This is a genomic window from Paenibacillus sp. AN1007 (assembly GCF_040702995.1).
Classification (GTDB): Bacteria; Bacillota; Bacilli; order Paenibacillales; family Paenibacillaceae; genus Paenibacillus.
The window spans coordinates 3,650,321-3,674,434 of sequence record NZ_CP159992.1; the positions used below are offsets into that span (position 1 = coordinate 3,650,321).

Genomic DNA, 24,114 nt, shown 5'->3' on the forward strand with positions numbered 1-24,114 from the left:
GGTTAAGGTCTGAAAAAGCGGCTGCTCGTCTCCTGGAATGCCTCTTCCCAAACATCAGGCCGATTCGTACAAATCATTACGTCTGGATCAATGGCAGCCAGCTTCTTCATAACTGCTTTGTCATCCACTGTCCAGGCCATCACTCGAATGCCTGCAGCATTCATTTCGCTCATGAGCGCTTTGTCCACATTGGTGTACCCGAGTGAGAGGAATGTGCAGTGCATTTGTTTCAGTGCTGCAAGCAGATCAGCAGGTTTAGCATCAATGATGAGGCCCGTTTGCAATTCCGGGGCAAGCTTCTTCACCTCAACCAGCGCTGCTGGTTCAAAGGAAGTAATAACGACATCATGCTGCATATGTCTTTTGCGGAGCTCATGAATTACGGCTGCAGGCAGGCCTGGATACATGTCCCCTTGTGTTTTCAGTTCAATATTTAACCGAACTTTGCCGCATGTACGATCCAGAACTTCGCTGAGGGAAGGAATACGCTCACCTGTGTAGTTCTTGCCTTTCCATGATCCTGCATCCAGCAGTTTCAGCGCAGCCCAGTCCGTATCCTTCACTCGTCCCCTGCCATTCGTCGTACGTTCCAACGTGAAATCGTGGATGACTACAGGCACACCGTCTCGTGATAACTGCACATCCAGCTCCAGCCATTGAACTTCCGGTCTTTCCATCGCCATACTAAATGCTGCCATCGTGTTCTCCGGTGCAGTGGAAGAAAACCCACGATGGGCTACACACAGATTGTTCATGATCATCTCTCCTCAGCAGTGTTTTCTTAGTTAGGTACCGCAGTTCCATCCGCGTTAACCCGAACGCCTGGCGACAGCTTCGCCATCTGTTCCAGCAGAAGCCGGTTTGCATCATCAAGCATGGGCACAGCCTGCCCAAGTGCAGCCTCGTACGGAATTACTTTCATGCTGCATGCTGCATCCCGGCTGCAGCTCGCCTGAAATACAGCTGTTTTCCAGGTTTCTTCATTCGTTGATCTCGTGAAAATAAAATTCCCTGTACTATAGGCAATCCATTTTCCCTTGTAGTACTCAAGCCCTTGCAAAACATGAGGGTGACCGCCGATGACCAGATCAGCACCGGCATCCACAAACGCATGGGCAAGCCGCGTTTGATCCGCATTCGGCGTACTTACACGTTCCACTCCCCAGTGGACAGCAACGATGACCAGGTCAGCTTTCTTCTTTGCCTCCTGTATCGCTGCTGCTGCTCTCGTTGGATCATAAGCTTCCGCCACACCAGCCCGATTACCGTCTGCCTTCCAGCTCGCTACCGGAACAACCCGACTGAAACCAAGCAGCGCGATCTTCATGCCTTTACGTTCGAAATAAGCAGGCTCGTAGGCCTCTTCAGCATTCATTCCTGCACCGGTATGAGCAATCCCATAATCCTTGAGATAACTCAGGGTATCCACCAGACCCTCTACACCTTGGTCCAGAATGTGATTGTTAGCCAAGTTAACGGCATCAAATCCTGCGGCCGCCATAGCTTGCAAAGCTTTGGGCGAGGATTTATAGACGTACGTTTTGTCCGCTGCGCTCGTACCGCCGTGGGTTACAGGGGTCTCCAGATTACCGATTGTCAGATCATCATCCTGAAACATGCTGCCCAGCTTGGCAAACGGATAGTTATAGCCGTTCTTCTCCAGCAGCTCTGCCACTTTACCGGAAAATTGAATATCACCTACAAAATGAATCGTGACGTTCTTGGACGGATCCGATGTTGGAGTTGTTCCTTTGTGATCCGCCTTCCCCGAGTTCCCTTGTTCCGAGTTTGCAGGTTTGGTTCCCGCAGCGGGTTTTTCGGCGCCTGTCCCCGGTGTTTCTCCTGCACCTTCTTCAGTACGATCTCCGGTATTATTGTCCGATGCTGCATCCGTCTTCTCATCAGCCGGGACGGAATTCTCATCCGACTTGTCGGCCGGTTCATCCTCTGGCATGGTTAAAGCATCCCCGCCCTGATTATCGATTTTCGATGGTGGCTCCTGCTGCACAACCTCTTGACTGGCAGGCTGTTCAGGCTGCTGGACACGTGTGTTTAGCATATAAAATACGCCGATAAGACCAATCGATGCAATCAATATGACATTGATGATTCTGATCTTTATATTACGGGTCCGCCTTACTTTTTTCTTCACTGAGCTTCGCTGTGATCTTGGGGGATACATAAGCAACTCCTCTTCTGTACAAAAGTTCCATATGCATACCATTATATCAAGCATATTCTGGATGTACACTTTTCCTTTTAAACTGCTTATCAGGATAAAAAAACAGCCGCCGCATCATTCAACACAAAAAAAGAAGCCGTCTCTTCTGTACATCCTGCTACAGTGAAGACGGCGAATATATACGATCTATGATTCACTTCGCGGTGAGCTGCGCAGCGGCCTGCACGGACATTTCTTTTGCTTGTCTGATACAATCCGGCAGCCCTACCCCTTCATATCCGGCTCCCGCGATGTAAACACCCGGAATTTTATCTCCAAGCTCTTGGCGAAGGTTGGCAAGCTGCTGCAGATGGCCGACAGGATACTGCGGCATTGATTTTCGCAATCTTGTAATCTCGGAGAAAATCGGTGCGGCTTGAATGCCCATCGTTTCTCTCAGATCTTTCATCACCAGCTCCGTAAGCGCCTCATCGGGAAGCTCCACATTCTGCTCATCCCCTGAACGGCCAACGTAACAGCGAAGCAGGACTTTGTCGTCCGGGCTGGTATGAAGCCATTTGGTCGATGTCCACGTGCAGGCCGTAATGTTGCGGCCTTCTTTTCGCGGCACCAGGAACCCTGAACCGTCGAAGACATGTTCCACTTCTTTTTTCTCAAAAGCCAGTACGACATTAGCAACAGATACATAATTGATTGCATCCAGCGCTGATGTATCCACATGTGGTTTTAACAGCCCAGAAGCCACATAGGTCGGCACGGTGATTACAACGTCATCTGCCTCCAAAAGTTGTCCGTTATCGAGTTCAACATGATATCTCGCATCCTGAGAGTTCAGACGCTGTAATGATACGGCTGCCGTATTCAGGCGCTGGTCCACATCATGCAGCTCGTGAACAAGTGCATGCACAAGACTCTGCAGCCCCTGGCGGAAGTTCAAAAACGCGCTGCGTTTGGTCCCCGTATGCGTTTCGGTTGGCTTGCGCCCAGTCATCATGCCCCGGATCAGACTGCCGTAATCCCGCTCTACCTCTCCAAACTGCGGAAAGGTCGCCTGCAGGCTAAGTCTCCGCATATCTCCTGCATAAATACCCGCAAGAAGCGGTTCGGTTAGATTCTCCAGCACTTCTGTGCCCAGCCTGCGCTCGATCATATAACCAAGAGATTCATCCTCGGTAGTACGCTTCGGCGGAATAACAAAATCCATCAGCGCCCGCAGCTTGCCTGCCGGCGAGACAAGCCCGCTTTTCAGAAAAGGCTTCAGCTCTGTCGGAATACCAAGCACCAGACCAGCTGGCATTGGGTGAAGCTTGCCGCGCTGCATAATGTATGTTTTCTTGGACTCCGGGTTCTGGCTGACCAGTTCATGATCCATCTCCAGTTCCTTCGCCAGGTCAATCATCGCCGTTTTGCGAGCAAGGAAGGAATCCGGTCCCTTCTCGATTACAAATCCGTCCCGGTGCAGCGTTTCAATCATACCGCCCATGGACGAGCTTTTCTCAAGCAGCGTGATTGCAGGTTCAACTCCAGCTTCCCTGTAATGTTTGCGAATATAAAATGCTGCGCTGAGGCCCGTCAGGCCCCCGCCAACAATAACAATACGGCGTTTCTTGTCTTCCATTAGTTATCAGACCCTTGCTGCCATTGGCTTATGATAGAGTCACTCAACGTCTCCATATACAAAGGATCACTATTAAGCGAGTCGATACGCATCAAACGCATATCCATTTCTTTCGCGATCGCTTTGGCTTCAATGTCGAGATCATACAGCACTTCCAGATGATCCGATACAAAGCCGATCGGTGCCACGAGTACATCCTCCACCTGTTCACGCGAAAGCTCCTGAAGTGTGTCCAGAATATCCGGGCCGAGCCACGGCTCAGCTGTTCGTCCCGCACTCTGCCAAGTAAACTGCCAGTTGGTAATCCCTACACGCGAAGCGATAGCTTCAGAAGTCTCCAGCAGTTGGTTCGGGTACGGGTCACCCATATCCACAATGCGTGCCGGCAGACTGTGAGCACTGAACAGCACCTTCACATCCCCGCGTTTCGCTCCCGCTTCCTCGAAAGCGTCCAGCTTCGCACTCACACGTGCAGAAAGAGCCTGAATCAGCTTCGGATGCAGATGATAGCTTTCGATAAAGGACATCTGAATGCCAAGTTCTTCGGCTTTCTCCCGTGCACGCTTGATGTAACTGCCCACACTCATCGTTGAGAAATGGGGGGCAAGCACTATGCCAATGGCGGTCTGGATACCGTCCTTTGCCATCTGCTCCACGCCATCCTCAATAAAAGGATATGCATGCTTCAATCCCTGGTAACAGCGGAACTCAGTGCCATTCCGGCGCTGATCCTGCTGCAGCGTCTCCTGAAGAGTTTTCACCTGGTTGTCCGTGTTTTCCCGCAGCGGGAAAACACCGCCAACAATCGCTTCGTACCGATCCGTCAGCTCTTTTAGCTGTTCAGGCTCCGGCGGACGGCCTCTACGGATATGTGTGTAATACGCTTCAACACTTTCCATATTCTCAGGTGTGCCATACGACATCACCAAAACACCTACAGTATTAGTCATTGCTTACCGTCACTCCCGTCTTCAAGGCTTCTGCTGAATACTCATGAATATAAGCGGTTAACTCTTTTAATTTATCAAGAGAAGCTTCGGGGAACAAGCCATGTCCCAGATTGAAAATATACCCCGGCTCCTTGATCCCATCATTAATAATCGCTTTTGCCTGTTCTTTGATTAAATCCATTGGCCCAGTCAGGATATACGGATCAAGGTTGCCCTGCACGGCGAATTTACCGCCCAGACGTCTGCGTCCTTCTGAAATGGAAACTCTCCAATCCAGCCCAATGACATTCGCCTGCAGATCCTGCAGGGTTGGCAGCAGTTCACCTGAAGCCACGCCGGGGAAATATATTTTCGGTACATTCAAATCGGACAATTCGGTAAAGATACGAGTAATCGTTGGCAGCACATACGTTTTGAAGTCTTTGGGAGAGAGAGCACCCACCCAGCTGTCAAACAGTTGAAATGCCTTACCGCCATTTGCGATATGGGCACGGATATATGTAATGACCATATCACCAAGCTTCTGCATCAGTTTGTGCCATAATTCCGGCTCACTGTACATCATCGTTTTAGTCCGGATATACCCTTTTGAAGGCTGACCTTCAATGAGGTAGCTCGCAATCGTGAACGGAGCACCTGCAAATGTAATCAGAGGCACGTCAAGTTCTTTGTCCAGAATACGAATCGTTTCCAAAATATGCGAAAGGTCTCCCTCCACGTCAATGGGACGAAGACGTTCCACATCTGCTGCCGAACGTATCGGATTATCAATAACCGGACCTATATTTTTCACAATGTCAAAATCAATACCCAGCGAAGCAACCGGATTCATAATATCGGAATACAAAATAGCCGCATCCACACCCAGTTTGCGCACAGGCATTAGTGTAACTTCAGCCGCCAGTTCAGGCTGCTGGCATATTTCAAGCAAGGAATACTTTTCTTTAATTTTGCGGTATTCGGGATCGTAACGTCCAGCCTGGCGCATATACCATACCGGCACACGGTCTACCTGCTGTTTAAAACTTGCCCGAATCAGACGATCGTTATAGCTCATGTAAGAAGCCTCCAATAGTTTTTGGACTCATAACTACCATTATGCCCTTTTTAAACAGCCGTAACAACCTTATGGAGATGTGTTCCAAGTGACAATACTATGACATTCGTTACACCCTCCGTCCATATGCCATTTGTGATATAATGAAAGAATCGACTTTTTTGAGAATTACAGAAAATCTTCGAAAGGAAGTGAAAGCACTTTGAAAACGTGGAAAGTCAACCTCATTGTGCTTTGGTTCGGACAGTTTCTGGTCAACGCGGGAATGACCATGATTACCCCGTTTCTATCTCTATTTCTTGCCAGGGATCTGGGTGTTGTGGGAGAACATGAGATTGGCATTTGGGCCGGATTCATTTTTGCCGCCAATTTCCTTACCTCTTTTTTATTTCAGCCGCTCTGGGGCAAGCTGTCCGATAAATACGGACGAAAAATTATGCTGCTTCGCTCCGGGTTCGGGATGGCTGTTGTCATTGCGCTGATGGGTCTTGCACAGAACCCTTGGCAGCTGCTGCTGCTGCGTCTGCTTAACGGGACCATCTCCGGTTTTAACCCGGCTGCCGTCGCCCTGATCTCAGGCACAACACCGAAGGACCGTATGGGTTTTGCCATGGGAATCAGCCAGTCCGGTCAAGTGGCAGGCACCATTCTGGGGCCGCTCATTGGCGGACTGCTTGCGGATGCCGTAGGATTCCGTCCCATTTTCTATATCACAGGCGGACTCATCTTTGCAGCTTCCATGCTGGCGATGTTCTTGGTTCGAGAGCAGTTCGACCGGCAAAAAGCCGCAAAACTTCCGGATCAATCGGTCTTGTCGGGGTTGAAGGAGCTCAGCAAATCACCTCAGCTTCCCGCACTCTTCGCTGTGACGTTCCTGCTGCAGTTTGCGATGATCAGCCCAATGTCTCTCCTGCCTCTCTATGTGCAGAAACTGCACGGGACGGCAGTAAATGTCGCTTTCTGGGCGGGGATGGTTGGCGCTGTCACAGGTTTATCCAATATGGCGATGTCGCCGGTGCTTGGAAAACTTAGCGATCGGATCGGCTCACACAGAGTGCTGACCTTTTCCCTGATCGGAACCGGAATTATGCTTATACCGCAGGCTTTTGTTCAAACCGTATGGCAGCTCATTCTCGTCCGTTTTGTCATGGGAGTATTTATGGGCGGACTGCTCCCGAGTGTGAATGCTTTGATTCGCGGTTATACACCTGATAGCATGATCAGCCGGGCCTTCAGCTTTAACACAAGCACACTGGCGCTCGGCAACATGCTCGGCGCAGTCATCGGCGGCTTCATGGCCGGGTTCATCGGCATTGAGGGACTGTTTATCGTTTCGGGCGGATTACTGCTGCTGAATATGGTTTGGGTTCGATTCAAGCTGTACAAAAAACCCGTTCGTGCAGGAGAACCATGAGGCTGACATTTGTCTGATCAAGAGACACTGCAGGAAAGTGTAAGGATTCAAATAAAGATGCAATAAAGGCATGATACGCAGCAAAAGCCGCTCAGCCCCATCCGGGGTTGAAGCGGCTTTTCTTATACATAAGCTTCGATATTTATTTCATGAAACAAAATACAGCATCGGGAAACGGGAAACGGAGCCGCCTCTAATGTCGTTCGCGAAACTGTATCGGGTATTCCTTCACTCCAAAAACAAAAGCGCTTTGAATCGGCTCCAAACCGGTTTCGGGAACCAGCTGTATATGTTCCATACGTTGAAGAAGCGTGTGCAGGGCAGCTCTTGCTTCCAGACGAGCCAATGGTGCACCGAGACAGAAATGGATGCCAAACCCGAATCCCATATGTCGATTCGGTTTGCGTTCCGGCACAAACGTATCAGCCTGGTCAAACTGTGCAGGGTCACGATTCGCTGCCCCAACCCAGGATATAACCTGATCTCCCGCCTGAATCGTTTGTCCGTGCAGTTCCACCGTTTCCCGTGCCACACGCCCAATCGCTACAATTGGCGGATAATACCTCAATGTTTCTTCTACGGCGCCAGCCACGCGATCCGGGTGCTCCCGCAGCTCCTTTTGCAATTCAGGTTGTTCAGAGAGGACACGCACTGCATTGGCGATCAGATTGGTTGTGGTTTCGTTTCCCGCAACCAGCAGGAGAATACAGAAATTAATTACTTCTTCTTCTGTTAACTTCTGCCCCTCGATCTCGGCTGCCAGCAGCAGGGAGATCAGATCATCCTGCGGCTCTACCCGGCGCTGTTCCATGATATCTGTAAAATAGGCATATAACTCCTGTATGTTCTGCTGCTTCTCTCTGGCCATCTCCTGAAAGGCCTCTTCGCTATCATCGCGTGCGCCTTTCACCAGTACATCAGACCAAAGCTTGAAATCTCGGCGGTCTGCAGCGGGAACCCCAATCAGTTCGGCAATAACAATGACAGGCAGCGGAGCTGCGAGGTCATCAATCAGATTCATCCTTGAACTTGATAGGTGATCAGCCAGCAGTTCATCGGTAATTTGCTGAATGCGCGGCGCCAAAGCTTCAATAGCTTTGGGAGTAAACGCCTGATTGACCAGATCGCGGAGCTGCTTGTGCTTTGGAGGATCTGTCGTTAGAATGCTGGTGTTCGCCCGGTTGCGCTCGGATGAGAACAGCTTGGGATTTTTCAACACATACTGCACATCTTCATACCGAAACACATCCCAGCATTCGCGGTGCTCGTCATATCGGACTGGAGTGTTCTCACGAAGTTCTGCATACACCTGGAAGGGAGATAATTGCCGCTCCTTGCTGTGCAGTTCCCGAATTGGAATATAATTGGCGTACTTTCGGGGTGCTTGTTTCATCGTGCTTCCTCCAATCAATAATATATATTTTTTTACATATAAGTTCTTCTTCATTATATACACAACTGGATTGTAATTCCAATAAAAACAGCATAAATAAGTCCCATGGCCCAACCTCTGCTCCAAACTACCCTGAATTTGTCGAATAAACATAAATGTTATATTTAATGACACAAAAAATGATTTTAGAGTATTAAAACAATATTAACCTTTTGTATACCTCTCCAAAACAAACGGATTTTTCTAAAAAGATCTCTCAAATTTCTTATAAAACAGCGTTTTTTCTCTGTAAAACTTCGAATGTAACCGCTATTTCTATTAAAATTTAAATTTGTAAAGTTATCTAACATATAATACACTCATTTCAATCTACATACATAAAAAAGAGATTACCTCACACAAAACTCACTTGAAGGAGCGTGTCAGCATGACAAAACTATCTAACCTTCGTCCTTGGGCCGTTTGGAGCACGGCAGCACTCGCACTCACACTCTCTCTCTCACCTATCGGAACCTATACCGCTCAAGCCGCAGCCGTAGAGGTGAAAGGCACTACAGGCGCTGTTCAGAACGCACCCACCACGCCTGCACGGAACACAGCGATCCCTCCCTTACCGGAAACTTCCAAACTTTCCTCCCTTCCTAATGTACTTGTCATTGGTACGGGCGGAACGATTGCCGGGCAATCCGAGGATGCTACCAGCTTCCAAAATTACAAGGCAGGCACGCTGCTCATTGCTGACATGGTTAAAGATTTACCGGACAAGCAAAAAATTGCAGATGTAAGCACACTGCAGTTCGGCAATTCCGGATCAGGCTCCTATACGATGGCCGACCTCTACGACCTATCTCGAACGGTAGATCAAGCGCTCGCCCAGTATGACAGTGTCGTGGTAACGACAGGTACTGACACGATGGAGGAGATTGCCTATTTCCTCGACTTGACGGTTCAAAGCGATAAACCTGTTGTCATCACAGGCTCAATGCGGCCATGGACGGTAATCGGTTCCGATGCTCAGGCCAATCTGTACAACGCCATCAAACTGGCAGGCAGCGGCCGGACTAAATCATTCGGTACCGTATTGATGCTCAATGATACAATCCAGCTCGCTCGAGGTGTAACGAAAACGAATGATTACCGAACGGACACCTTTGAAACGCCTATGCTCGGTGCTGTCGGTTATATCGACGAAGAAAACATCCGGATCTACCGCGCCCCTGCACGCGCCATGAAACCCGGCGGTACAATGAAACCTGCATTCGATCTTGGCAAAATCTCCAAAACCGACTTGGCGAAAGTAGAGATTGTAATCTCCTACCAAGAAGCAGGTGGCGGAGCGATTGAAGGCTTTGTGAAAAACGGAGTGAAGGGGATCGTCACCTCCGGCACAGGCGCAGGCGGCATCTCCAGAGCGATGGGTCAAGCCCGTACTAAAGCGATTGAAGAAGGCGTTATTTTCGTAACGACAACCCGGACAGGTTCTGGGAGTGTATATGGCGGGGGTAAGGGCATCATTGCCGGGGATAACCTCAGTCCGCAGCAAGCACGCATTCTATTAATGCTCGGATTATCCTTCAGTAGTGATTTTAATACGATCAAACAATGGTTTGAGACCTATGGCACACCAGAGGTATAAGCACTTATTTATTGTTAAATCCGCTTTATAAACAAAGAGATGAACCTTTTCCACCAAGAAAGGGTTCATCTCTTTTTCAAATTCAATTTAAAATATTTAATCAATGAATAGACAATCAAACAAAACAGAAAGGTAACTAATACGATATACACCGGCATAATTAAAATCGGAGTGTAAACATTCAGAAAATGAAATGCAAAACCCAACATGAGCAGCAGAGAAACAAATACAAAGAATGATCTCAAAGCAGCACCTCCATATATTAAAATTATAAGTTATAAAACGTAATATTTCATGTATCACTCCCCGTTGTTTAAGAGGTCAAATTTTCAGGAAAATCAAGTCGATTAAAAAAACTTCGCTCAGCGTCTCATCGCCTTCCAAAAAAAGATCGGCAAATCAGACTCCTGCGAAGTTTTCACATTCTTATTACTTATTTCACCCAAGCGAGTGCAAGTCCGTCATAGTCCGGCAGCATGGTCGTGATGAGACGCGGGTCACTCGCCATCTGTTCATTGAAACGACGAACAGCAAGCACGGCTGGACCCTGCTTGTCCGGGTTAAGCGTACGCCCTCGCAGAAAACAGTTGTCTCCTACAATGACTGCCCCTGGACGCGCAAGGCGAATTGCATAATCCAAATAGACTGGATAATTTTCTTTATCTGCGTCAATAAAGAAGAAATCGAAGGTCCGCCCTTCCTGCGCCAGCTGCTCAAGGCTGTCTGCTGCAGGTCCGATCCGGTACTGCACTTGGCTGCCAAAGCCACCTTCCTCCAGATGTCCGCGAGCCATTGCTGCGTACTCTTCTTTCAATTCAAGGGAAGTCAACGTTCCCCCTTCGCTTAAACCACGGGCCAGGCAGATGCCGCTGTATCCGCCAAGCACACCGATTTCGAGCACCGCCTCAGCCTTCGAGGTTTTGGCGAGGAAGGTCAGCAGACGGCCGTATGCCGCCGCCACTGAAACCTCAGGCATTCCGTTCGCTCGAATGGCTTCTTTTACTTTTAACAAGAGCTCATCCTCTTGAAACAATTGATTTACATATTCGTCAGGGGTGAGATTCACCACGTAGTTCCTCCTTGCACACTTGGACTGCGTTCCATAGAAATGCTTTTAGACAGCTTTCCGCATAAATGCTCCTGGATCGCTTTTCTTATGGATGCCAATGTTTTATAATGAATGTTTGTTATCCAACACAAAGCAGCAATGAATACTGTATTCCCTGCATTGAATTCTTTGCAGTATAGACCGCATTACTCATTGTAAGTTTTTTCACGGAATGCGGCAAGGCCGCACCGTTACAATATCGCTGTCAGAGGGAGATCCCGCTGCAGCCCGAAATGGAGTTGAATGTATTCACATGGCTCGATTGCAATTGATTGCAACCTCTGCGATGGGACTTGAGGCCGTTGTTGCCCGGGAACTGAAACAGCTGGGGTATGACGACGTCAAGGTCGATAACGGCCGGGTATTTTTCACAGGAGATTATATTGACATTTGCCGCTGTAACCTGTGGCTGAGAAGTTCTGACCGCGTGCTGGTTAATATGGGCGAGTTCCCTGCAACCACCTTTGATGAATTGTTTGAAGGCACCAAAGCACTGCCTTGGGAAGAGTGGATTCCTGCAGACGGTGAATTTCCTGTAGAAGGCCGTTCCCAGAAGTCCCAGCTCAGCAGCGTGCCTGCATCTCAAGGGATCGTCAAAAAGGCGATTGTCGAAAAGCTGAAGCTGACACACCACACCGAATGGTTCCCCGAAAACGGTGCACGTTATGTCGTCGAAGTCATTCTTTTGAATGACCGCGCGCTCATTACACTCGATACGACAGGACCAGGGCTTCACAAACGCGGATACCGCAAACTCGTTACCGAGGCGCCGCTCAAAGAAACACTGGCAGCTGCCCTGATTCAGCTCAGCCGCTGGAATGTATCCCGCCCGTTCTACGATCCCTGCTGCGGTTCAGGCACCATGCTGATTGAAGCAGCCATGATCGGCTGGAATATCGCGCCGGGGCTTCGCCGCACGTTTAACTCCGAGAATTGGGATGTGATCCCTACCGAGCTGTGGGAACAAGCGCGCGAGGAAGCATTCGATGCTGTACGTGACGATGTGCCGCTGCAGATTTCGGGCAGTGACATCGATCCCGAAGCGATTGAAGTTGCGCAGGCAGCAATCAAAAGTGCAGGCTTCGCCAAAGATATTGAAGTCAGCGTACTGCCAGCCCACCGGGCCAGACCCCAAGGGGAGTATGGCGTTATTATTACCAATCCGCCGTACGGCGAGCGCCTGAGTGAAGAAAAAGAAGTGCAGAAGCTGCTCCGTTCCCTCGGACGCTCTTATCTGGAAATGCCGACATGGTCGTTTTTTGCAATCACTTCTACCAAAGCATTTGAAGAGTATTTCGGGCATAAAGCGGACAAGCGCCGCAAGCTGTTCAACGGACGGATTGAAACTCAGTATTATCAATACTTAGGGCCGCTGCCTCCGCGCAGCAAAACACCGCAAGCTTAATAGACTTATGGGAAAGAAACGCTCTGACCTTTATGGTGGAGCGTTTTTTGGTTTTATTTGAGATCGTCAATTTTTATGCAGCGCAGCTTATCTCTATGAACACAGATTTTAGTAGACAGAATGACATGATGAGCATAGTTGAAATGCCAAGCGGTCACGCTATAATATATGAAGCCCTGTTTTACATGCCGTTAACAAAACATTTTCAGTCGATTTTATTATTACATTACGAAGTAAGGGGGAATCTCCATGGTTGTTACTCAGCCTATGCGCAGCTCCAGAACACGCGGGCTTCTGCATCATCCACTGATGCTCTATATCATTTTCACCATACTTATTCTGCTCAAACTAATGCTGCTGCATCATAATCTGCATGCGTACAACATTACAATGGGCCTACTCGACAAAGTCATTGCTGTGGGCTCACTGCTGCTCTTGTCCTTCTGGGTCTGGTGGCTGCCGCGCCGAGGTATGATTGCAGCACTTGCAATCCTTCACCTGTTCCTCACTGCACTCATCTATTCAGATATGGTCTATTATCGTTACTTTCAAGATTTCCTTACGGTCCCGGTGCTGTTACAGGCAGGACAGGTAGACGCACTTGGTGACAGCATTGCCTCCTTGATCTATGCACGTGATTTTTGGTTTTTTGCCGATTTACTGATCGTAATTCCATTCGCAGCCATCATGCTGTTCAGCAGACGTTACCGTTCGGGTCAAACATCAGGCATGTACACAAGCACGTATAACGGAAGTTATGGAAGGTACAGCTCCGTTTCTTCCTCCAATCGTAAAAAACGCCTTCGCCGCCGCCTGCTCGCAGGCGTCACAGCCCTTGTTCTCGGACTGGGTATCGGTGCGGGCCCGATCTATTTTTACAGCAAAACCTGGGCCAAAGGTCTGTTTGATAACAACTGGTGGAATGTATCCATGTACAACGTAACCGGCCTGCTCGCTTTTCACGGCTATGATGTGTACTCTTATGTTAAAGACAATATCGGTTCTGGCCCCGTGGCCGATCCAGCCGATGTACAGCAGGTTAAAGCTTATTTTGAAGAGCGACAGCAGTCGAATGCAGCACAGCACGATCAAGCCTTATATGGGAAATACAAAGGCAGCAATGTCATTATCGTGCAGGGCGAAGCCTTTATGAATTTTATGATCGGACAGAGCATTGGTGGGCAGGATATTACACCGCATTTTAACGAATTGATGAAGGAAAGCCAGTATTACAGCCACTTCTATCACCAGACCGGGCAGGGCAGAACATCCGATGCGGATTTTGGCGCCAATATCTCGCTTCACCCTCTTTCTGCAGGATCGGCGTTTGTACGTTATGCGGACCATACATATGACTCACTGCCTTCCATTTTGAAGGATCAGGGTTACAGCACCAACGTATTTCACGCCTACGAGAGCGGCTTCTGGAACCGGTATACAATGTATCAGAATATGAAATATGACAAGTTCTACAGTAAAAACGATTTTGTAGAGGATGACCCGCTTGGTTGGTCTTTGTCTGATGCATCCTTTTTCCGGCAGTCCGTCGAGAAAATGAGCAGTGAGGCGAAGGAGCCTTTTTATTCATTCCTTATCACTCTCAGCAGCCATCACCCCTACTCTCTGCCTAAAGACAAGCAACAGCTGGATGTGGGTGAGTTTCAAGGTACGATGTTCGGAAACTACCTGCAGTCTGTTCATTATGTAGATGCCGCACTGGGCGGTATGGTGGAGGATTTAAAAAATCGGGGATTATGGGAAAACACCATCTTTATGTTCTATGGGGACCATGACAGCTCCATTAAAGACCAACCCCTATATGAAAAATTTCTCGGCCGTTCCCTGAACGATCTGGATATGGCACAAATCATGAATGAAGTCCCACTGCTGGTACATTTACCAGACGGAGCTGAAGCAGGCGTATTTGAAAAACCATCCGGGCAGCTGGATATTACACCGTCGGTGCTGCATTTGCTGGGGATATCGGATGACTCCTACTATCATATGGGAAACAACGTGTATGGTGGGTTGGAGCGCATGGTCGTGCTGCGTAACGGATCATTCACTGATGGAAGGATGTTCTATATTCCGTCGGATGATTACATTTACGCGAACGGAACTTGTTATGACCTGTCTGCTCACGAAAAGACGGAAATAAACGCCTGCAAAGCCGGTTACGAAACGGCCTCGAAGCGCCTGCATGTTTCCGATACGCTGATTACCTATGATTTGATTCGTCAATTCCGGGAAGACAAATGACGATTAACATAAGCCTCATCATACAAACCATTTATTAAAAAGGGGAAGATCTTAACATGTCATCCAGTATCCATTCACATGAAATAGAACAACAATTATTTGATGCTGCAGCCGCGTTCGTCAAACAGCGTTACCCTCAAGGATGGGGCGGGGCCGGTGCAGTCTACACGGATGCCGGTTCTCTGCTGATCAGTGTCGCTCCAGAGGTCATTAACGACGCCGTGCATCTATGTATGGAGACCGGGGCCTATCTGGAGGCGCATAAATTAAACGAGCGCGTAACCCACTCCCTCTGCATCGCACGTGATGATGAGAACTCCGCATTTAAAGTGCTCACGCCTTGCGGAATCTGTCAAGAGCGCCTCTTTTATTGGGGCGAGCAAGTTAAAGCGGCGGTATATGACCCGTCGGGACAGCTTATTTTCAAAACGTTGAATGAACTCCAGCCTGATCATTGGTCCAAAGCTTATCGAGATCAACAGGATTAACTTGCGATTATTTGAAAGTGGCTTTATAATTGTAACTAAAATAGTTTCAATTTAGAACTTATGGAGGTTTTATAACCAATGAATATTGAAGTATGGTCAGACTACATGTGCCCCTTCTGTTATATTGGCAAACGCCGTCTGGAAAATGTATTGGAAAAATTCCCTCACCGGGACGAAGTGCAGCTGCAGTTCAAAAGCTTTGAGCTCGATCCCAATGCCGAAGTAAACAGCGGTAAGAGCAATACGGACTATCTTTCTTCCAAGTACAACATCAGCGAGGAACAGGCTCGGGGCATGAACGCACAGATGAATGCCAATGCTCGTACGGCAGGACTTGAATATAACATTGATGCGATGATTCCTACGAATTCCTTCGCCGCTCACCGTTTGACTCACTGGGCAGATACTCAGGGTAAAGCACTTGAACTCAGTGAACGTTTGTTCCAAGCCATTTTTATTGAGGGCAAGCACGCAGGAGACCCTCAAGTACTTGCTGATCTTGCGCAGGAAGTTGGCCTGGATCGTGAAGCCGCGGCTGCCGTTCTGTCCAGTGACCAATTCACCGAGAACGTACGTGCTGACCAGGCAGAAGGTGCACAGCTCGGAATCCGGGGCGTGCCATTCTTCGTACTGGATCGCAAATTCGCTGTTTCCGGCGCACAGCCTGACGATGTGTTTCTGGACGCCCTGCAAAAAGCGTGGGATGATCGTTCTCCGTTTACCATCGTTGAATCCAGTGATACAGAAGCTGATGACAGTGGTATATGCACAGACGAAGGCTGCGAGGTTCCGCAAAATAAACCAAAGCAATAACAACAATTCCAAAAAAGCAGAGGATTATGGCGATGCCCATGACCCTCTGCTTTTTTCTTGTTTTCAATTATCATTTCAACTATCTCTTTGTTTTCCTTTAGCTGCTGCTTCCAATAACCTTTTAATTGCCTTCAGGTTACCCTTCATTCCGTTTGACTTGTCTTCCAGATACCTTTTTTAATGACTTTTGCTTTATCGTGTCACATTCATCCGCAGAAGTTATCCTCACTTCGCACTTGGAAAATCACCAAATCAGAACAAAACGGAGAAGCGAAGCCCTCCGTTTTGCTGCTGCCCCTCATCTTTCGAAGCTCTTTGTCCAAGTGCCTCTCCGATAAAACGCTGCTGCGGAGGGGACGAAATCGATTCTGCAGAAGCGGAGCGTTCGCCTTTGTCTTCGGATTTCAAACCTCTAAGAACTTCAATCGAGGAAATCCGAAGACAACAGCGATCGAAAGAACGATTCGTCACTGGAGCCTTCGCCAACGTCCCTACTTAAAAACGATTCGTCACCGGAGCCTTCGCTAACGCTCAACGTCAATACTTATCGGATTCGGAAAATAGCTTCGCCTCTTAATCCCAAAATAACTGGTCCGGATGCGGCCCTGTCCGTTTGTCTGCATCGAGCGCGTCAATCTGTCTCAACTCGTCCGGGGTCAGCTCAAAATCAAAAATATCCGCATTTTCGCGAATTCGTTCAGGAGTTACCGATTTCGGAATCGTAACAATCTGATTCTGGATATCCCAGCGCAGAATGACCTGTGCTGGCGTTTTGCCATACTTCTGGGCTAGACCCTTCAGGGTGGAATCCTGATTCAGCTTACCTTTCATAATCGGGCTCCATGCCTCCAGCTGAATGCCCTGTGCACCGCAAAAATCCTGCAGCTCCTGTTGAATCAGACCTGGATGCAGCTCCACCTGATTCACCGCGGGCACGGTGCCGCCTTCATCTATAATATCGCGCAAATGGTGCACCTGAAAGTTACTCACACCGATCGCACGTACACTTCCCTCGCTATAAAGTCGTTCAAACGCTCTCCACGTCTCTTTGTATTGGTCACGGCCAGGCCAGTGAATCAAGTATAGATCGATAACATTCAAACCAAGTGCCTTCTGACTGGCTTCAAAAGCTCTAAGTGCTGCATCATAACCTTGATCATCATTCCAGAGTTTCGTCGTTACAAACAATTCATTACGAGCTACACCACTGCTGGCAATCGCTTGTCCAACTTCCTCCTCATTTCCATAGATTGACGCAGTATCTATGCTTCGATAACCTACTTCCAAAGCAGTCTCTACCGCCTGCTGCACTTCTTTCCCCTTCGCTTTATAAGTCCCGAGTCCAAGCCATGGCATCGTCACTCCGTTGTTCAGAATTGTACAATCGGTAATATGTTTTGTCATCCTGTACCTCCCGTATTGATTTTTGCCTGCTCACTGGTCTATTAACCTTCTGACAAATTTTAAAGCGTGATTCAAGTATAAATCTACCCATTCACTCCTATCGAACCGCATCAGACGCTTTGAAAACAAACCAAAAAACCTGCAGGCAATCACTGCCTGCAGGTTCATGTGTAACAGGAACGCTTTACCGCTTCCCCTGCCTGTGCTGATTCTGGACCGAACTCAATCTCTTCTTCTCCTCAATGAACATTTCCTGTGCCAGTTCAAAACCCTGGCCTCCCAAAGACAGCTCTGCCTGCTTCATAGCCTGCTCGGTATGTGCGAGCCGCTGTTCTGCCTGTACAATGGTCTGCAGATTCGGATGAGACATCGCCTGGGAAACAGCATAATGGAGCTTGTTCACCGCATTTTGCGCCTGAGATACAGTTGTACCTGCTTGCAAACTGGAATCATAACGCTTTGGCATGAGTTATTCCTCCTCGGAATCATATTCCTGTTACCTTGTTAGCATGGGTTCTACAAGTCAGCCTTATTCTATTTTTGAAAATTTGTTCAAACTTTCTTCACTGCCAATACGTTAACAACAGTGATGGGTTTAATAAAAGGAGGAATGCCGCCATGACCACAAAGGGAGTTCGTCTGAGCTTGATAACCGTGTCAGTTCTGTTCATTGTACTGCTCTCATTTTTCATATTCTGGGCACTGCGCCCCTCAAACTCCACATACGCGATTACAGGGTATACCTCATCCGCTCTGTACCAAGATATTCCCGTCCCCGCCAACGCCGAACTCATTGAATCCAAAGCATACTCCGATCACCCCACACTCGCCTTTAGCGAAACCTATGAATTAAAACATATCGGTGGTGAACAGGGACTCTATCCGCCCGTTGATTATTTTCAAAAGCTGCATGACTCCGGTTGGGTAGAACAGAATGAAGAACGAATGGGCCATGTGCATATGCTGAACAAAGGTGACGTCAAGATTGCCATCGAAATCCGAGAGAACACTTTCCAAATCTACTTGCTCCATTCGGATGAAGATATCAATCAAATTAGAGGCTGAAAAATAGAAGCACAACGCAAAAAGAGCGGCCTAAGCCCCTCCTTCGCCCGATAAGAACACTTCACCTACTGCTGTAGTTCCAGTAATTCCAGCAAATCCTGTTGATTTGTTTAATTGAAGTTTATTTGATAAACTTCGAAACCTTCGCCAGCACTTCTTCTTCCGAAGGTGCACTGATATAGCGGCCGTTAACGAAAACAAAAGCACGCTTTGCACAAGGGCCGCAGTAAGATTTACAACCGATCTTCACCTCTGTGCCTGGAGCCATCTTCTCAAGCTTAGGCACAATCGACTTCAATCGGATATGATTACATTTTTCGCATACACGGATATCGTTAGCCATGATTTCCCCTTCTTCGCTCCCTTAGTGGTCGCCGTGGTTGCCTTTGGAGGGATTTGTAATGACAAATCCTTCTTGCGGCAAGTAGAGGTAATCAATTTTCACGCCATCCAGCATAGGCTGTCCGTTTTCCAAAATGACATCAATGTCTTTATCCGTAGAAACAACCGTGTCATTATCTCCAGGTGTATCCAGATCAAGTCCGTAGTGGGCATGATCTCCATGTGCATGGGTAATCACAACACGCAGTTTTTTGCCTTCGTTCTCCGGCTTGTCCAGTTCAAGCTTCAGCACTTTCGCTGCATTACGAGTAATTTTGCAGTTCATTCGATTCATCTCCTATATTGTCATTGCTGGTTCCAACAATTTCAGCATTCAATTAGACTTCAGCATCTATTGTAAAGAAAGTTGCAGCTAATCGCAATAACATTGATGCGAAAACGACATGAAGTCATATTTTCGACACGACCTCAGGATCCGGCCTTTTCCGTCAGCACTGGATATTTGCGTTCAGCTCGGCCGACAAACCAATTCATCAGAATCAGAGTGACCCCGATATCATCAACAGGCATAAATGGCATCGCATCAGGAAGCACCCAGTACAGCAGTGCCGGAATAATGAACAACAGTTTTTCTCCTATAGGAATCTGCGGGGCTTTAAGCAGACGTGGAAGTCTCTTGAACACGTGAGCCCACCGCTGAAACGACAACAGTTTTCTCCATTTCATCACATGAACCCCCTTGAGACTCAGCTTTGACCTAAAATGATACGAAACGAGCGCCGCTCCAGCGCCCGTTCCAGTTATACGTCCGAAATCCAGATTCGTTTCACGCCTGGCCCGAAACTCCACCTTCACGTTCCTTATGAGATAACAATGCTGCCAACAGCATGCCCACTTCTACGCAGATATCATTAAACTGCTCTACGGGCAGCGGATTTACTCCCAGACCTACCTCGACGGTGAAACCCGGCCTGCCAAACGTTTCAATGAACCAATCTTTATACCCTGCATCACTGCCCCCAAGTTTCACTGCTTTATATCCCGACGCTTTGGCCAATTTGCGCGACAACGGTGCACTCTCTCTCGGCTCCAGGTCCCGGTAGTTCCAATAGATTTCTTGACCTTGGCTGTGTAGGGATACAACCGCGGCGAAAGCATGCTCCTGCGTCCAACTCGCCAGCGCCTGCGCCTCCGGTTCCGTCAGCGGAGCCGTTCCGGCATAATCCCGCGGACCGGGTGACAGAATTCCTCTGCGCGCTGCCTCTTCGTCCCAATGCGCGGGAAATTGATCGTTGAGGTCAACACCTCTGATATTCGCTTTCCAGTGTGTAAAGTGTGAACGACCGCCATTCCACTCCAGCAATTGAGAAGCATAGATGTGATGATTCACTACACCTTCTTGGACTAACTCTACACCGTCAGGATTCACCATAGGCACTGCCCACAAGGTCGTCTCCTCCATCCAGCGTTCCGGATCAAAATTGTGCCAAAGCGAATGCGAGTGATACGCTTCGGCGTATTCTTCAATAAATCTCATCAGAACAGGAGTGGTAAGCCATTCATTCGCGTGAACCGATGCATTAACGTGAATATGCCGTGCCCCCTGCCCAATCCGCACGTATGGCAGCGTTTTCCCCATCACACTCGTACCAATGGACCCCGACTCAACACAAGAATAACGCGTTTCTAATCGCTGTATATCCCTCAATAATTCACGGTATCCATATTCACCTTCGATGTTCACCATCGATTTTACGTCAGCGTCAGGAATATCAATGCAGCAGCCGCCCCAGTCCGTCATCTTGGCGATTTCGGGATTTTTCTCGCGAAGCTGGTTTTCCGTTAAACCGAAACGCTGCGCTGTTTCCCGCACCGTCTCTCCCGGCGGCACGGCATATCTTCGTCCTGTCCCCGGCATCACACGCAGCATCTGACCCTTGAGCAGATATGGTTGTGCCGCGGCTTCCGGATTCAGTGCACAGAGAAGCTCTTTGGTCATCCGATATGCCGAAGCAATCCGCGGCAGCGTGTCTCCTGTTTTCACGATAATCCACTGCAGTTCCATGTTGTTCTCCCTTCCACAGAGCCTAATCTCCCCGCTCGGTTCTCATCTGATGATCGTGTCTGTAATATACGTATGCTGGCCCGGTTGTCCGTCATGTGACATGGTTCGCAGACTTCTTTATTTCGATGGTCTGATCGCCAAGACAGAACACAAACTGCACCGTCTATCGGGGAAATAAGAAAAACCCGGACCTGTACAGATCCGGGAAAACCAATGCGAATGGGAAAATAACATTCATATCACTTTAGCATAAGAATACCTACATCTTAGGAATTACTGCATCATAACAGTCATTACTGTTATTAAGGGTGCAGCAAGCTGCCGTTATTTACGATTATTCCGGTAACTGTGTAACCTGCCAGACGACAGGTGTTTTGGAGATTTGTTCTCCCAACCACTGCTTCGTAATATTTTGAAACATACGCGGATCACCAGTACAGAAAAATTGATGTACAGGCGTTTCATCCCCACTTGCCAGCTTGCGTTTATCATATAATATGGTGCTGATTTCCCTCGCCGTTTCATCGGCTGAGCTGATAAGCTTCACGTCCTGCCCCATCACGTCCTGAATCGTCTCCATCAGAAACGGATAATGCGTGCATCCAAGAATCAGGCAGTCAATAGGCTGTCCTTTAATATCTCCCAGCGCCTGATCCACCGTATGTGTTGTATGTTCGGACCGAAATTCCCCCTGCTCCACCAGCGGTACAAGCGCAGGACATGCCTGACTGACCACATCCACATATGGAGACAGCTGCTTGAGCGCCGACGTATAAGCACCACTCCCAATCGTGCCTACCGTGCCAATCACACCAATTCTGCCGGTGCGCGTCGCCATAATGGCTGCCCTTGCCCCCGGATGGATAACACCGATGACAGGGACATTCACCTTGGCACGAATATATTCCAGCGCAGCGGCTGTCGCGGTATTGCAGGCAATCACGATCACTTTCGGATTGAACTGGATCAAAAAATCAACGATTTGCTCCGTAAATTGTTTCACTTGTTCGGACGAACGGGGTCCGTACGGTGTCCGGGCAGTGTCCCCAAAATAAATGATCTTTTCCCGCGGGAGCTGACGCATCACTTCCTTCGCAACCGTCAATCCCCCTACACCGGAGTCTAATATAGCAATAGCTTGCTGCACGAACACACCGCTTCCTTCTTCATTAAATTCATTCTGATGATCATATATCAAAAGAGCTTTCTACCTACCCTATGAAATTTCCGGCAAAAAGGTACCTACATCTTACCCGATTTCATCGCTGTGTTCAAATTTAAATCCGCGAACCCACGCTGTCATGCAGGACATAGGCACACAACAAAGCAGGCTTTCCACCGCATAGGGGAAAGCCTGCTGATAAGCCTGGCTGCTTATTTATCGTCTTTGGACTCATCCGCAGCAAGCTTTATAATGCTGCCAGGAGCCTGCCCTTCAGGCAGTGGAGCAGCAGCTTCATGCCGCACTTCATGCTGCACTTGATCCTGATTCAGCTCTTTTGCTTGATTTGTATCCGTAACAGCAGCGGAAATTCGAATCTCTTTGCCATCGGAGGAGCAGCGCCAGGACTGAATATCCTTAAAGACTACATCCGCGGTTTCCTTTACTTTGGATACGATCTGTGAGCTCTGCTCTCCTACTTTCAAGGCGAGTTCCTGCCCTTTGTCTGACACCTGACGAGCCCCTTCGGAAATATCCTGACGCAGTTCACGTCCTGATTTTGGCGCAAGCAGCAGTGCAGTGACCGAACCAACTACCGAGCCAATTAAAGCACCCCATAACAAGCCTTTGTTCGAATCTTTCATGATCCATCTCTCCCTTGAATTGAATTAGACATCGGTTTATGAATCAGTGGTATTGTCTGCTCATCTGGGCCAATGCCTACGCTGTTGATGCATTATAAGCATGATGGGCTTGACCTGACACACTTGATTGAAAAAAAACGGAACAAAGTTAGCGTTGTCTTAGGATGCCCACCACAAGCCCGATTCACCGAGTCGTCTGAGGTACAGGCACAGCATGTTCTTCCCCCGGATTCAGGTCTACAACATATCGCCCTGGTGCAATTAAAGCAGCCTGATGCTCACAGCGCCAGCGCCGTCCGCCGGATGAGCCTAATGTCTGACCATCCTGCAGTATATCTCCCTGATCAAATATGTAATACGCGGCTCCCAGCAGCGTCTGAGCCACCGTATCGGGGTCAAGTCCGGTAAAGTGACACTGCACATCAGGCACGCCAAGCGCAGATAAACCTACCGTGTCCATGAGAAGTCCCCGCTGCTGCTCCGTACCGCCAGCTTGGTACATCCGCACATTCATCGCTGCGTACAGATGCTCCTCACGCTCTTGGGATTGGATATAAGCATCAGGTTCAACCAGCTTGTCACTGCCATACCAGTAAAGGGCGTCACATTGTACAGCGTCCAATACAGCGAGCACTGTTTTTTGGAACAAATCCAGACGCTGTTTACGCGGCATAGCGGCAGTAAACATATCATGAATACGAATGGAATAACGAGCTGAAGCGACAGCTTGTCCTGCCTCAGGCCAATGCCACGCCTGCTGCACAGCTCCTGCAAAACGTGTACGCTCCTTCATTTCATGGACCGGAAGAAAACAAGTCTGGGCAGGAATGCTGCCTTCCTGAAAAGCAACCTTATGCTCCATATGGTAGAAAACAAACATATCCTGAGCTCCCTGCTCCTGCTCATCCTTCTTCACATCAAGCCGTCCCTGTCCCGTCCTTTTGACGAGAGCCTCCTGCAGCACATACTGATTCACATCGGGCCGTTCGTTGAACAGAAACTCCACCATATACACCGGGTGGAAACCCGAAACAGCCTCACCACTTTCGTGATTTCCTTGATCTATTCCTTTTGAATCTGATTCTTTTTCCATACATCTTCCCTCATTC

Annotated in this window: 24 protein-coding genes; 7 read left to right on the forward strand and 17 right to left on the reverse strand. The window is 48.6% G+C overall.

Annotated elements, in window-relative coordinates; genetic code table 11:
- Positions 1 to 2: 2 nt before the first annotated feature.
- The 5 genes from ABXS70_RS16155 to hemE form a co-directional block, all read right to left on the reverse strand.
- The gene (locus ABXS70_RS16155) at positions 3 to 755 is read right to left on the reverse strand and encodes a glycerophosphodiester phosphodiesterase family protein (RefSeq protein WP_366289150.1); all 753 of its coding nucleotides are present in this window, start codon (positions 753 to 755) and stop codon (positions 3 to 5) included.
- Positions 756 to 781: 26 nt separating this feature from the next.
- Positions 782 to 2,182, reverse strand: a complete 1,401-nt coding sequence (locus ABXS70_RS16160) for a CapA family protein (protein ID WP_366289153.1) — start codon at positions 2,180 to 2,182, stop codon at positions 782 to 784.
- A gap of 193 nt (positions 2,183 to 2,375) precedes the next feature.
- Positions 2,376 to 3,800: a protoporphyrinogen oxidase gene (hemY, locus tag ABXS70_RS16165; protein ID WP_342555286.1), complete on the reverse strand. Its 1,425-nt coding sequence runs from the start codon at positions 3,798 to 3,800 to the stop codon at positions 2,376 to 2,378.
- Positions 3,800 to 4,750, reverse strand: coding sequence for a ferrochelatase (gene hemH, locus ABXS70_RS16170; protein WP_342555285.1), 951 nt, complete (start codon positions 4,748 to 4,750; stop codon positions 3,800 to 3,802). Before hemH ends, hemY begins: the two co-directional genes overlap by 1 nt.
- Entirely contained in the window at positions 4,743 to 5,807 is a 1,065-nt protein-coding gene (gene hemE / locus ABXS70_RS16175; RefSeq protein WP_342555284.1) for a uroporphyrinogen decarboxylase, read from the reverse strand. The genes hemH and hemE overlap by 8 nt, the downstream gene beginning before the upstream one ends.
- A 202-nt stretch (positions 5,808 to 6,009) precedes the next feature.
- Here hemE and ABXS70_RS16180 point away from each other — a divergent pair, with 202 nt between their 5' ends.
- Entirely contained in the window at positions 6,010 to 7,221 is a 1,212-nt protein-coding gene (locus ABXS70_RS16180; protein WP_342555283.1) for an MFS transporter, read from the forward strand.
- Between the two features lie 193 nt (positions 7,222 to 7,414).
- Here the strand turns inward: ABXS70_RS16180 and ABXS70_RS16185 are convergent, their stop codons facing one another.
- The gene (locus ABXS70_RS16185) at positions 7,415 to 8,614 is read right to left on the reverse strand and encodes a cytochrome P450 (protein ID WP_366289158.1); all 1,200 of its coding nucleotides are present in this window, start codon (positions 8,612 to 8,614) and stop codon (positions 7,415 to 7,417) included.
- A gap of 427 nt (positions 8,615 to 9,041) precedes the next feature.
- On the opposite strand from ABXS70_RS16185, the gene ABXS70_RS16190 reads away from it, so the two are divergent.
- Positions 9,042 to 10,250: an asparaginase gene (locus tag ABXS70_RS16190; RefSeq protein WP_342555281.1), complete on the forward strand. Its 1,209-nt coding sequence runs from the start codon at positions 9,042 to 9,044 to the stop codon at positions 10,248 to 10,250.
- A gap of 433 nt (positions 10,251 to 10,683) precedes the next feature.
- Here the strand turns inward: ABXS70_RS16190 and ABXS70_RS16195 are convergent, their stop codons facing one another.
- Entirely contained in the window at positions 10,684 to 11,316 is a 633-nt protein-coding gene (locus tag ABXS70_RS16195; protein WP_342555280.1) for an O-methyltransferase, read from the reverse strand.
- Between the two features lie 295 nt (positions 11,317 to 11,611).
- Between ABXS70_RS16195 and ABXS70_RS16200 the strand changes: the two genes are divergently transcribed.
- The 4 genes from ABXS70_RS16200 (at position 11,612) to ABXS70_RS16215 (ending at position 16,323) form a co-directional block, all read left to right on the forward strand.
- Positions 11,612 to 12,763 (forward strand): class I SAM-dependent RNA methyltransferase, encoded by a 1,152-nt coding sequence (locus ABXS70_RS16200; RefSeq protein ID WP_366289162.1) that lies wholly within the window; start codon positions 11,612 to 11,614, stop codon positions 12,761 to 12,763.
- 249 nt (positions 12,764 to 13,012) lie between these two features.
- Complete coding sequence (locus tag ABXS70_RS16205) at positions 13,013 to 15,022, forward strand: LTA synthase family protein (protein WP_366289165.1); 2,010 nt, start codon at positions 13,013 to 13,015, stop codon at positions 15,020 to 15,022.
- 56 nt (positions 15,023 to 15,078) lie between these two features.
- Positions 15,079 to 15,510, forward strand: a complete 432-nt coding sequence (locus tag ABXS70_RS16210; protein WP_342555277.1) for a cytidine deaminase — start codon at positions 15,079 to 15,081, stop codon at positions 15,508 to 15,510.
- Between the two features lie 78 nt (positions 15,511 to 15,588).
- The gene (locus ABXS70_RS16215) at positions 15,589 to 16,323 is read left to right on the forward strand and encodes a DsbA family oxidoreductase (RefSeq protein ID WP_342555276.1); all 735 of its coding nucleotides are present in this window, start codon (positions 15,589 to 15,591) and stop codon (positions 16,321 to 16,323) included.
- A 252-nt stretch (positions 16,324 to 16,575) separates the two neighbouring features.
- Here the strand turns inward: ABXS70_RS16215 and ABXS70_RS16220 are convergent, their stop codons facing one another.
- The 3 genes from ABXS70_RS16220 to ABXS70_RS16230 all read right to left on the reverse strand — a co-directional run bounded on the left by ABXS70_RS16220 (position 16,576) and on the right by ABXS70_RS16230 (position 18,193).
- On the reverse strand, positions 16,576 to 16,794 hold the full coding sequence (locus ABXS70_RS16220) for a hypothetical protein (RefSeq protein WP_342555275.1): 219 nt from the start codon (positions 16,792 to 16,794) through the stop codon (positions 16,576 to 16,578).
- 102 nt (positions 16,795 to 16,896) lie between these two features.
- Positions 16,897 to 17,727 (reverse strand): aldo/keto reductase, encoded by an 831-nt coding sequence (locus ABXS70_RS16225; protein WP_342555274.1) that lies wholly within the window; start codon positions 17,725 to 17,727, stop codon positions 16,897 to 16,899.
- 184 nt (positions 17,728 to 17,911) lie between these two features.
- The gene (locus ABXS70_RS16230) at positions 17,912 to 18,193 is read right to left on the reverse strand and encodes a hypothetical protein (protein WP_342555273.1); all 282 of its coding nucleotides are present in this window, start codon (positions 18,191 to 18,193) and stop codon (positions 17,912 to 17,914) included.
- 152 nt (positions 18,194 to 18,345) lie between these two features.
- Here ABXS70_RS16230 and ABXS70_RS16235 point away from each other — a divergent pair, with 152 nt between their 5' ends.
- Positions 18,346 to 18,792, forward strand: a complete 447-nt coding sequence (locus ABXS70_RS16235; RefSeq protein ID WP_342555272.1) for a hypothetical protein — start codon at positions 18,346 to 18,348, stop codon at positions 18,790 to 18,792.
- A gap of 121 nt (positions 18,793 to 18,913) precedes the next feature.
- Here ABXS70_RS16235 and ABXS70_RS16240 read toward each other — a convergent pair whose 3' ends face one another.
- From ABXS70_RS16240 to ABXS70_RS16270, 7 genes are all read right to left on the reverse strand, one after another.
- Positions 18,914 to 19,135, reverse strand: a complete 222-nt coding sequence (locus tag ABXS70_RS16240; protein WP_342555271.1) for a DUF1450 domain-containing protein — start codon at positions 19,133 to 19,135, stop codon at positions 18,914 to 18,916.
- Positions 19,136 to 19,156: 21 nt separating this feature from the next.
- The gene (locus ABXS70_RS16245; RefSeq protein WP_342555270.1) at positions 19,157 to 19,459 is read right to left on the reverse strand and encodes an iron-sulfur cluster assembly accessory protein; all 303 of its coding nucleotides are present in this window, start codon (positions 19,457 to 19,459) and stop codon (positions 19,157 to 19,159) included.
- Positions 19,460 to 19,602: 143 nt separating this feature from the next.
- Positions 19,603 to 19,860, reverse strand: a complete 258-nt coding sequence (locus ABXS70_RS16250) for a hypothetical protein (protein ID WP_342555269.1) — start codon at positions 19,858 to 19,860, stop codon at positions 19,603 to 19,605.
- Between the two features lie 100 nt (positions 19,861 to 19,960).
- Positions 19,961 to 21,193 carry a M14 family metallopeptidase gene (locus ABXS70_RS16255; RefSeq protein ID WP_342556291.1) on the reverse strand — a complete coding sequence of 411 codons (1,233 nt, stop codon included), beginning with the start codon at positions 21,191 to 21,193 and terminating at the stop codon, positions 19,961 to 19,963.
- Positions 21,194 to 21,533: 340 nt separating this feature from the next.
- The gene (gene racE / locus ABXS70_RS16260; protein ID WP_342556290.1) at positions 21,534 to 22,346 is read right to left on the reverse strand and encodes a glutamate racemase; all 813 of its coding nucleotides are present in this window, start codon (positions 22,344 to 22,346) and stop codon (positions 21,534 to 21,536) included.
- Between the two features lie 227 nt (positions 22,347 to 22,573).
- Positions 22,574 to 23,005, reverse strand: coding sequence for a YtxH domain-containing protein (locus ABXS70_RS16265; protein ID WP_342555268.1), 432 nt, complete (start codon positions 23,003 to 23,005; stop codon positions 22,574 to 22,576).
- A gap of 184 nt (positions 23,006 to 23,189) precedes the next feature.
- Positions 23,190 to 24,098, reverse strand: a complete 909-nt coding sequence (locus ABXS70_RS16270) for a DUF4261 domain-containing protein (RefSeq protein WP_342555267.1) — start codon at positions 24,096 to 24,098, stop codon at positions 23,190 to 23,192.
- Positions 24,099 to 24,114 lie beyond the last annotated feature (16 nt).

Bases quoted from the DNA above. Each gene is read 5' to 3' on its own strand.
- ABXS70_RS16190 (WP_342555281.1), top strand. From the start codon at position 9,042: ATGACAAAACTATCTAACCTTCGTCCTTGGGCCGTTTGGAGCACGGCA.
- ABXS70_RS16155 (WP_366289150.1), bottom strand. From the start codon at position 755: ATGAACAATCTGTGTGTAGCCCATCGTGGGTTTTCTTCCACTGCACCG.
- ABXS70_RS16225 (WP_342555274.1), bottom strand. From the start codon at position 17,727: ATGACAAAACATATTACCGATTGTACAATTCTGAACAACGGAGTGACG.
- ABXS70_RS16265 (WP_342555268.1), bottom strand. From the start codon at position 23,005: ATGAAAGATTCGAACAAAGGCTTGTTATGGGGTGCTTTAATTGGCTCG.
- ABXS70_RS16250 (WP_342555269.1), bottom strand. From the start codon at position 19,860: ATGAAATGGAGAAAACTGTTGTCGTTTCAGCGGTGGGCTCACGTGTTC.
- hemY (WP_342555286.1), bottom strand. From the start codon at position 3,800: ATGGAAGACAAGAAACGCCGTATTGTTATTGTTGGCGGGGGCCTGACG.
- ABXS70_RS16185 (WP_366289158.1), bottom strand. From the start codon at position 8,614: ATGAAACAAGCACCCCGAAAGTACGCCAATTATATTCCAATTCGGGAA.
- ABXS70_RS16205 (WP_366289165.1), top strand. From the start codon at position 13,013: ATGGTTGTTACTCAGCCTATGCGCAGCTCCAGAACACGCGGGCTTCTG.
- hemH (WP_342555285.1), bottom strand. From the start codon at position 4,750: ATGACTAATACTGTAGGTGTTTTGGTGATGTCGTATGGCACACCTGAG.
- ABXS70_RS16240 (WP_342555271.1), bottom strand. From the start codon at position 19,135: ATGGCTAACGATATCCGTGTATGCGAAAAATGTAATCATATCCGATTG.
- ABXS70_RS16245 (WP_342555270.1), bottom strand. From the start codon at position 19,459: ATGAACTGCAAAATTACTCGTAATGCAGCGAAAGTGCTGAAGCTTGAA.
- ABXS70_RS16200 (WP_366289162.1), top strand. From the start codon at position 11,612: ATGGCTCGATTGCAATTGATTGCAACCTCTGCGATGGGACTTGAGGCC.
- ABXS70_RS16160 (WP_366289153.1), bottom strand. From the start codon at position 2,182: ATGTATCCCCCAAGATCACAGCGAAGCTCAGTGAAGAAAAAAGTAAGG.
- ABXS70_RS16230 (WP_342555273.1), bottom strand. From the start codon at position 18,193: ATGCCAAAGCGTTATGATTCCAGTTTGCAAGCAGGTACAACTGTATCT.
- ABXS70_RS16210 (WP_342555277.1), top strand. From the start codon at position 15,079: ATGTCATCCAGTATCCATTCACATGAAATAGAACAACAATTATTTGAT.
- ABXS70_RS16235 (WP_342555272.1), top strand. From the start codon at position 18,346: ATGACCACAAAGGGAGTTCGTCTGAGCTTGATAACCGTGTCAGTTCTG.
- hemE (WP_342555284.1), bottom strand. From the start codon at position 5,807: ATGAGCTATAACGATCGTCTGATTCGGGCAAGTTTTAAACAGCAGGTA.
- ABXS70_RS16215 (WP_342555276.1), top strand. From the start codon at position 15,589: ATGAATATTGAAGTATGGTCAGACTACATGTGCCCCTTCTGTTATATT.
- ABXS70_RS16270 (WP_342555267.1), bottom strand. From the start codon at position 24,098: ATGGAAAAAGAATCAGATTCAAAAGGAATAGATCAAGGAAATCACGAA.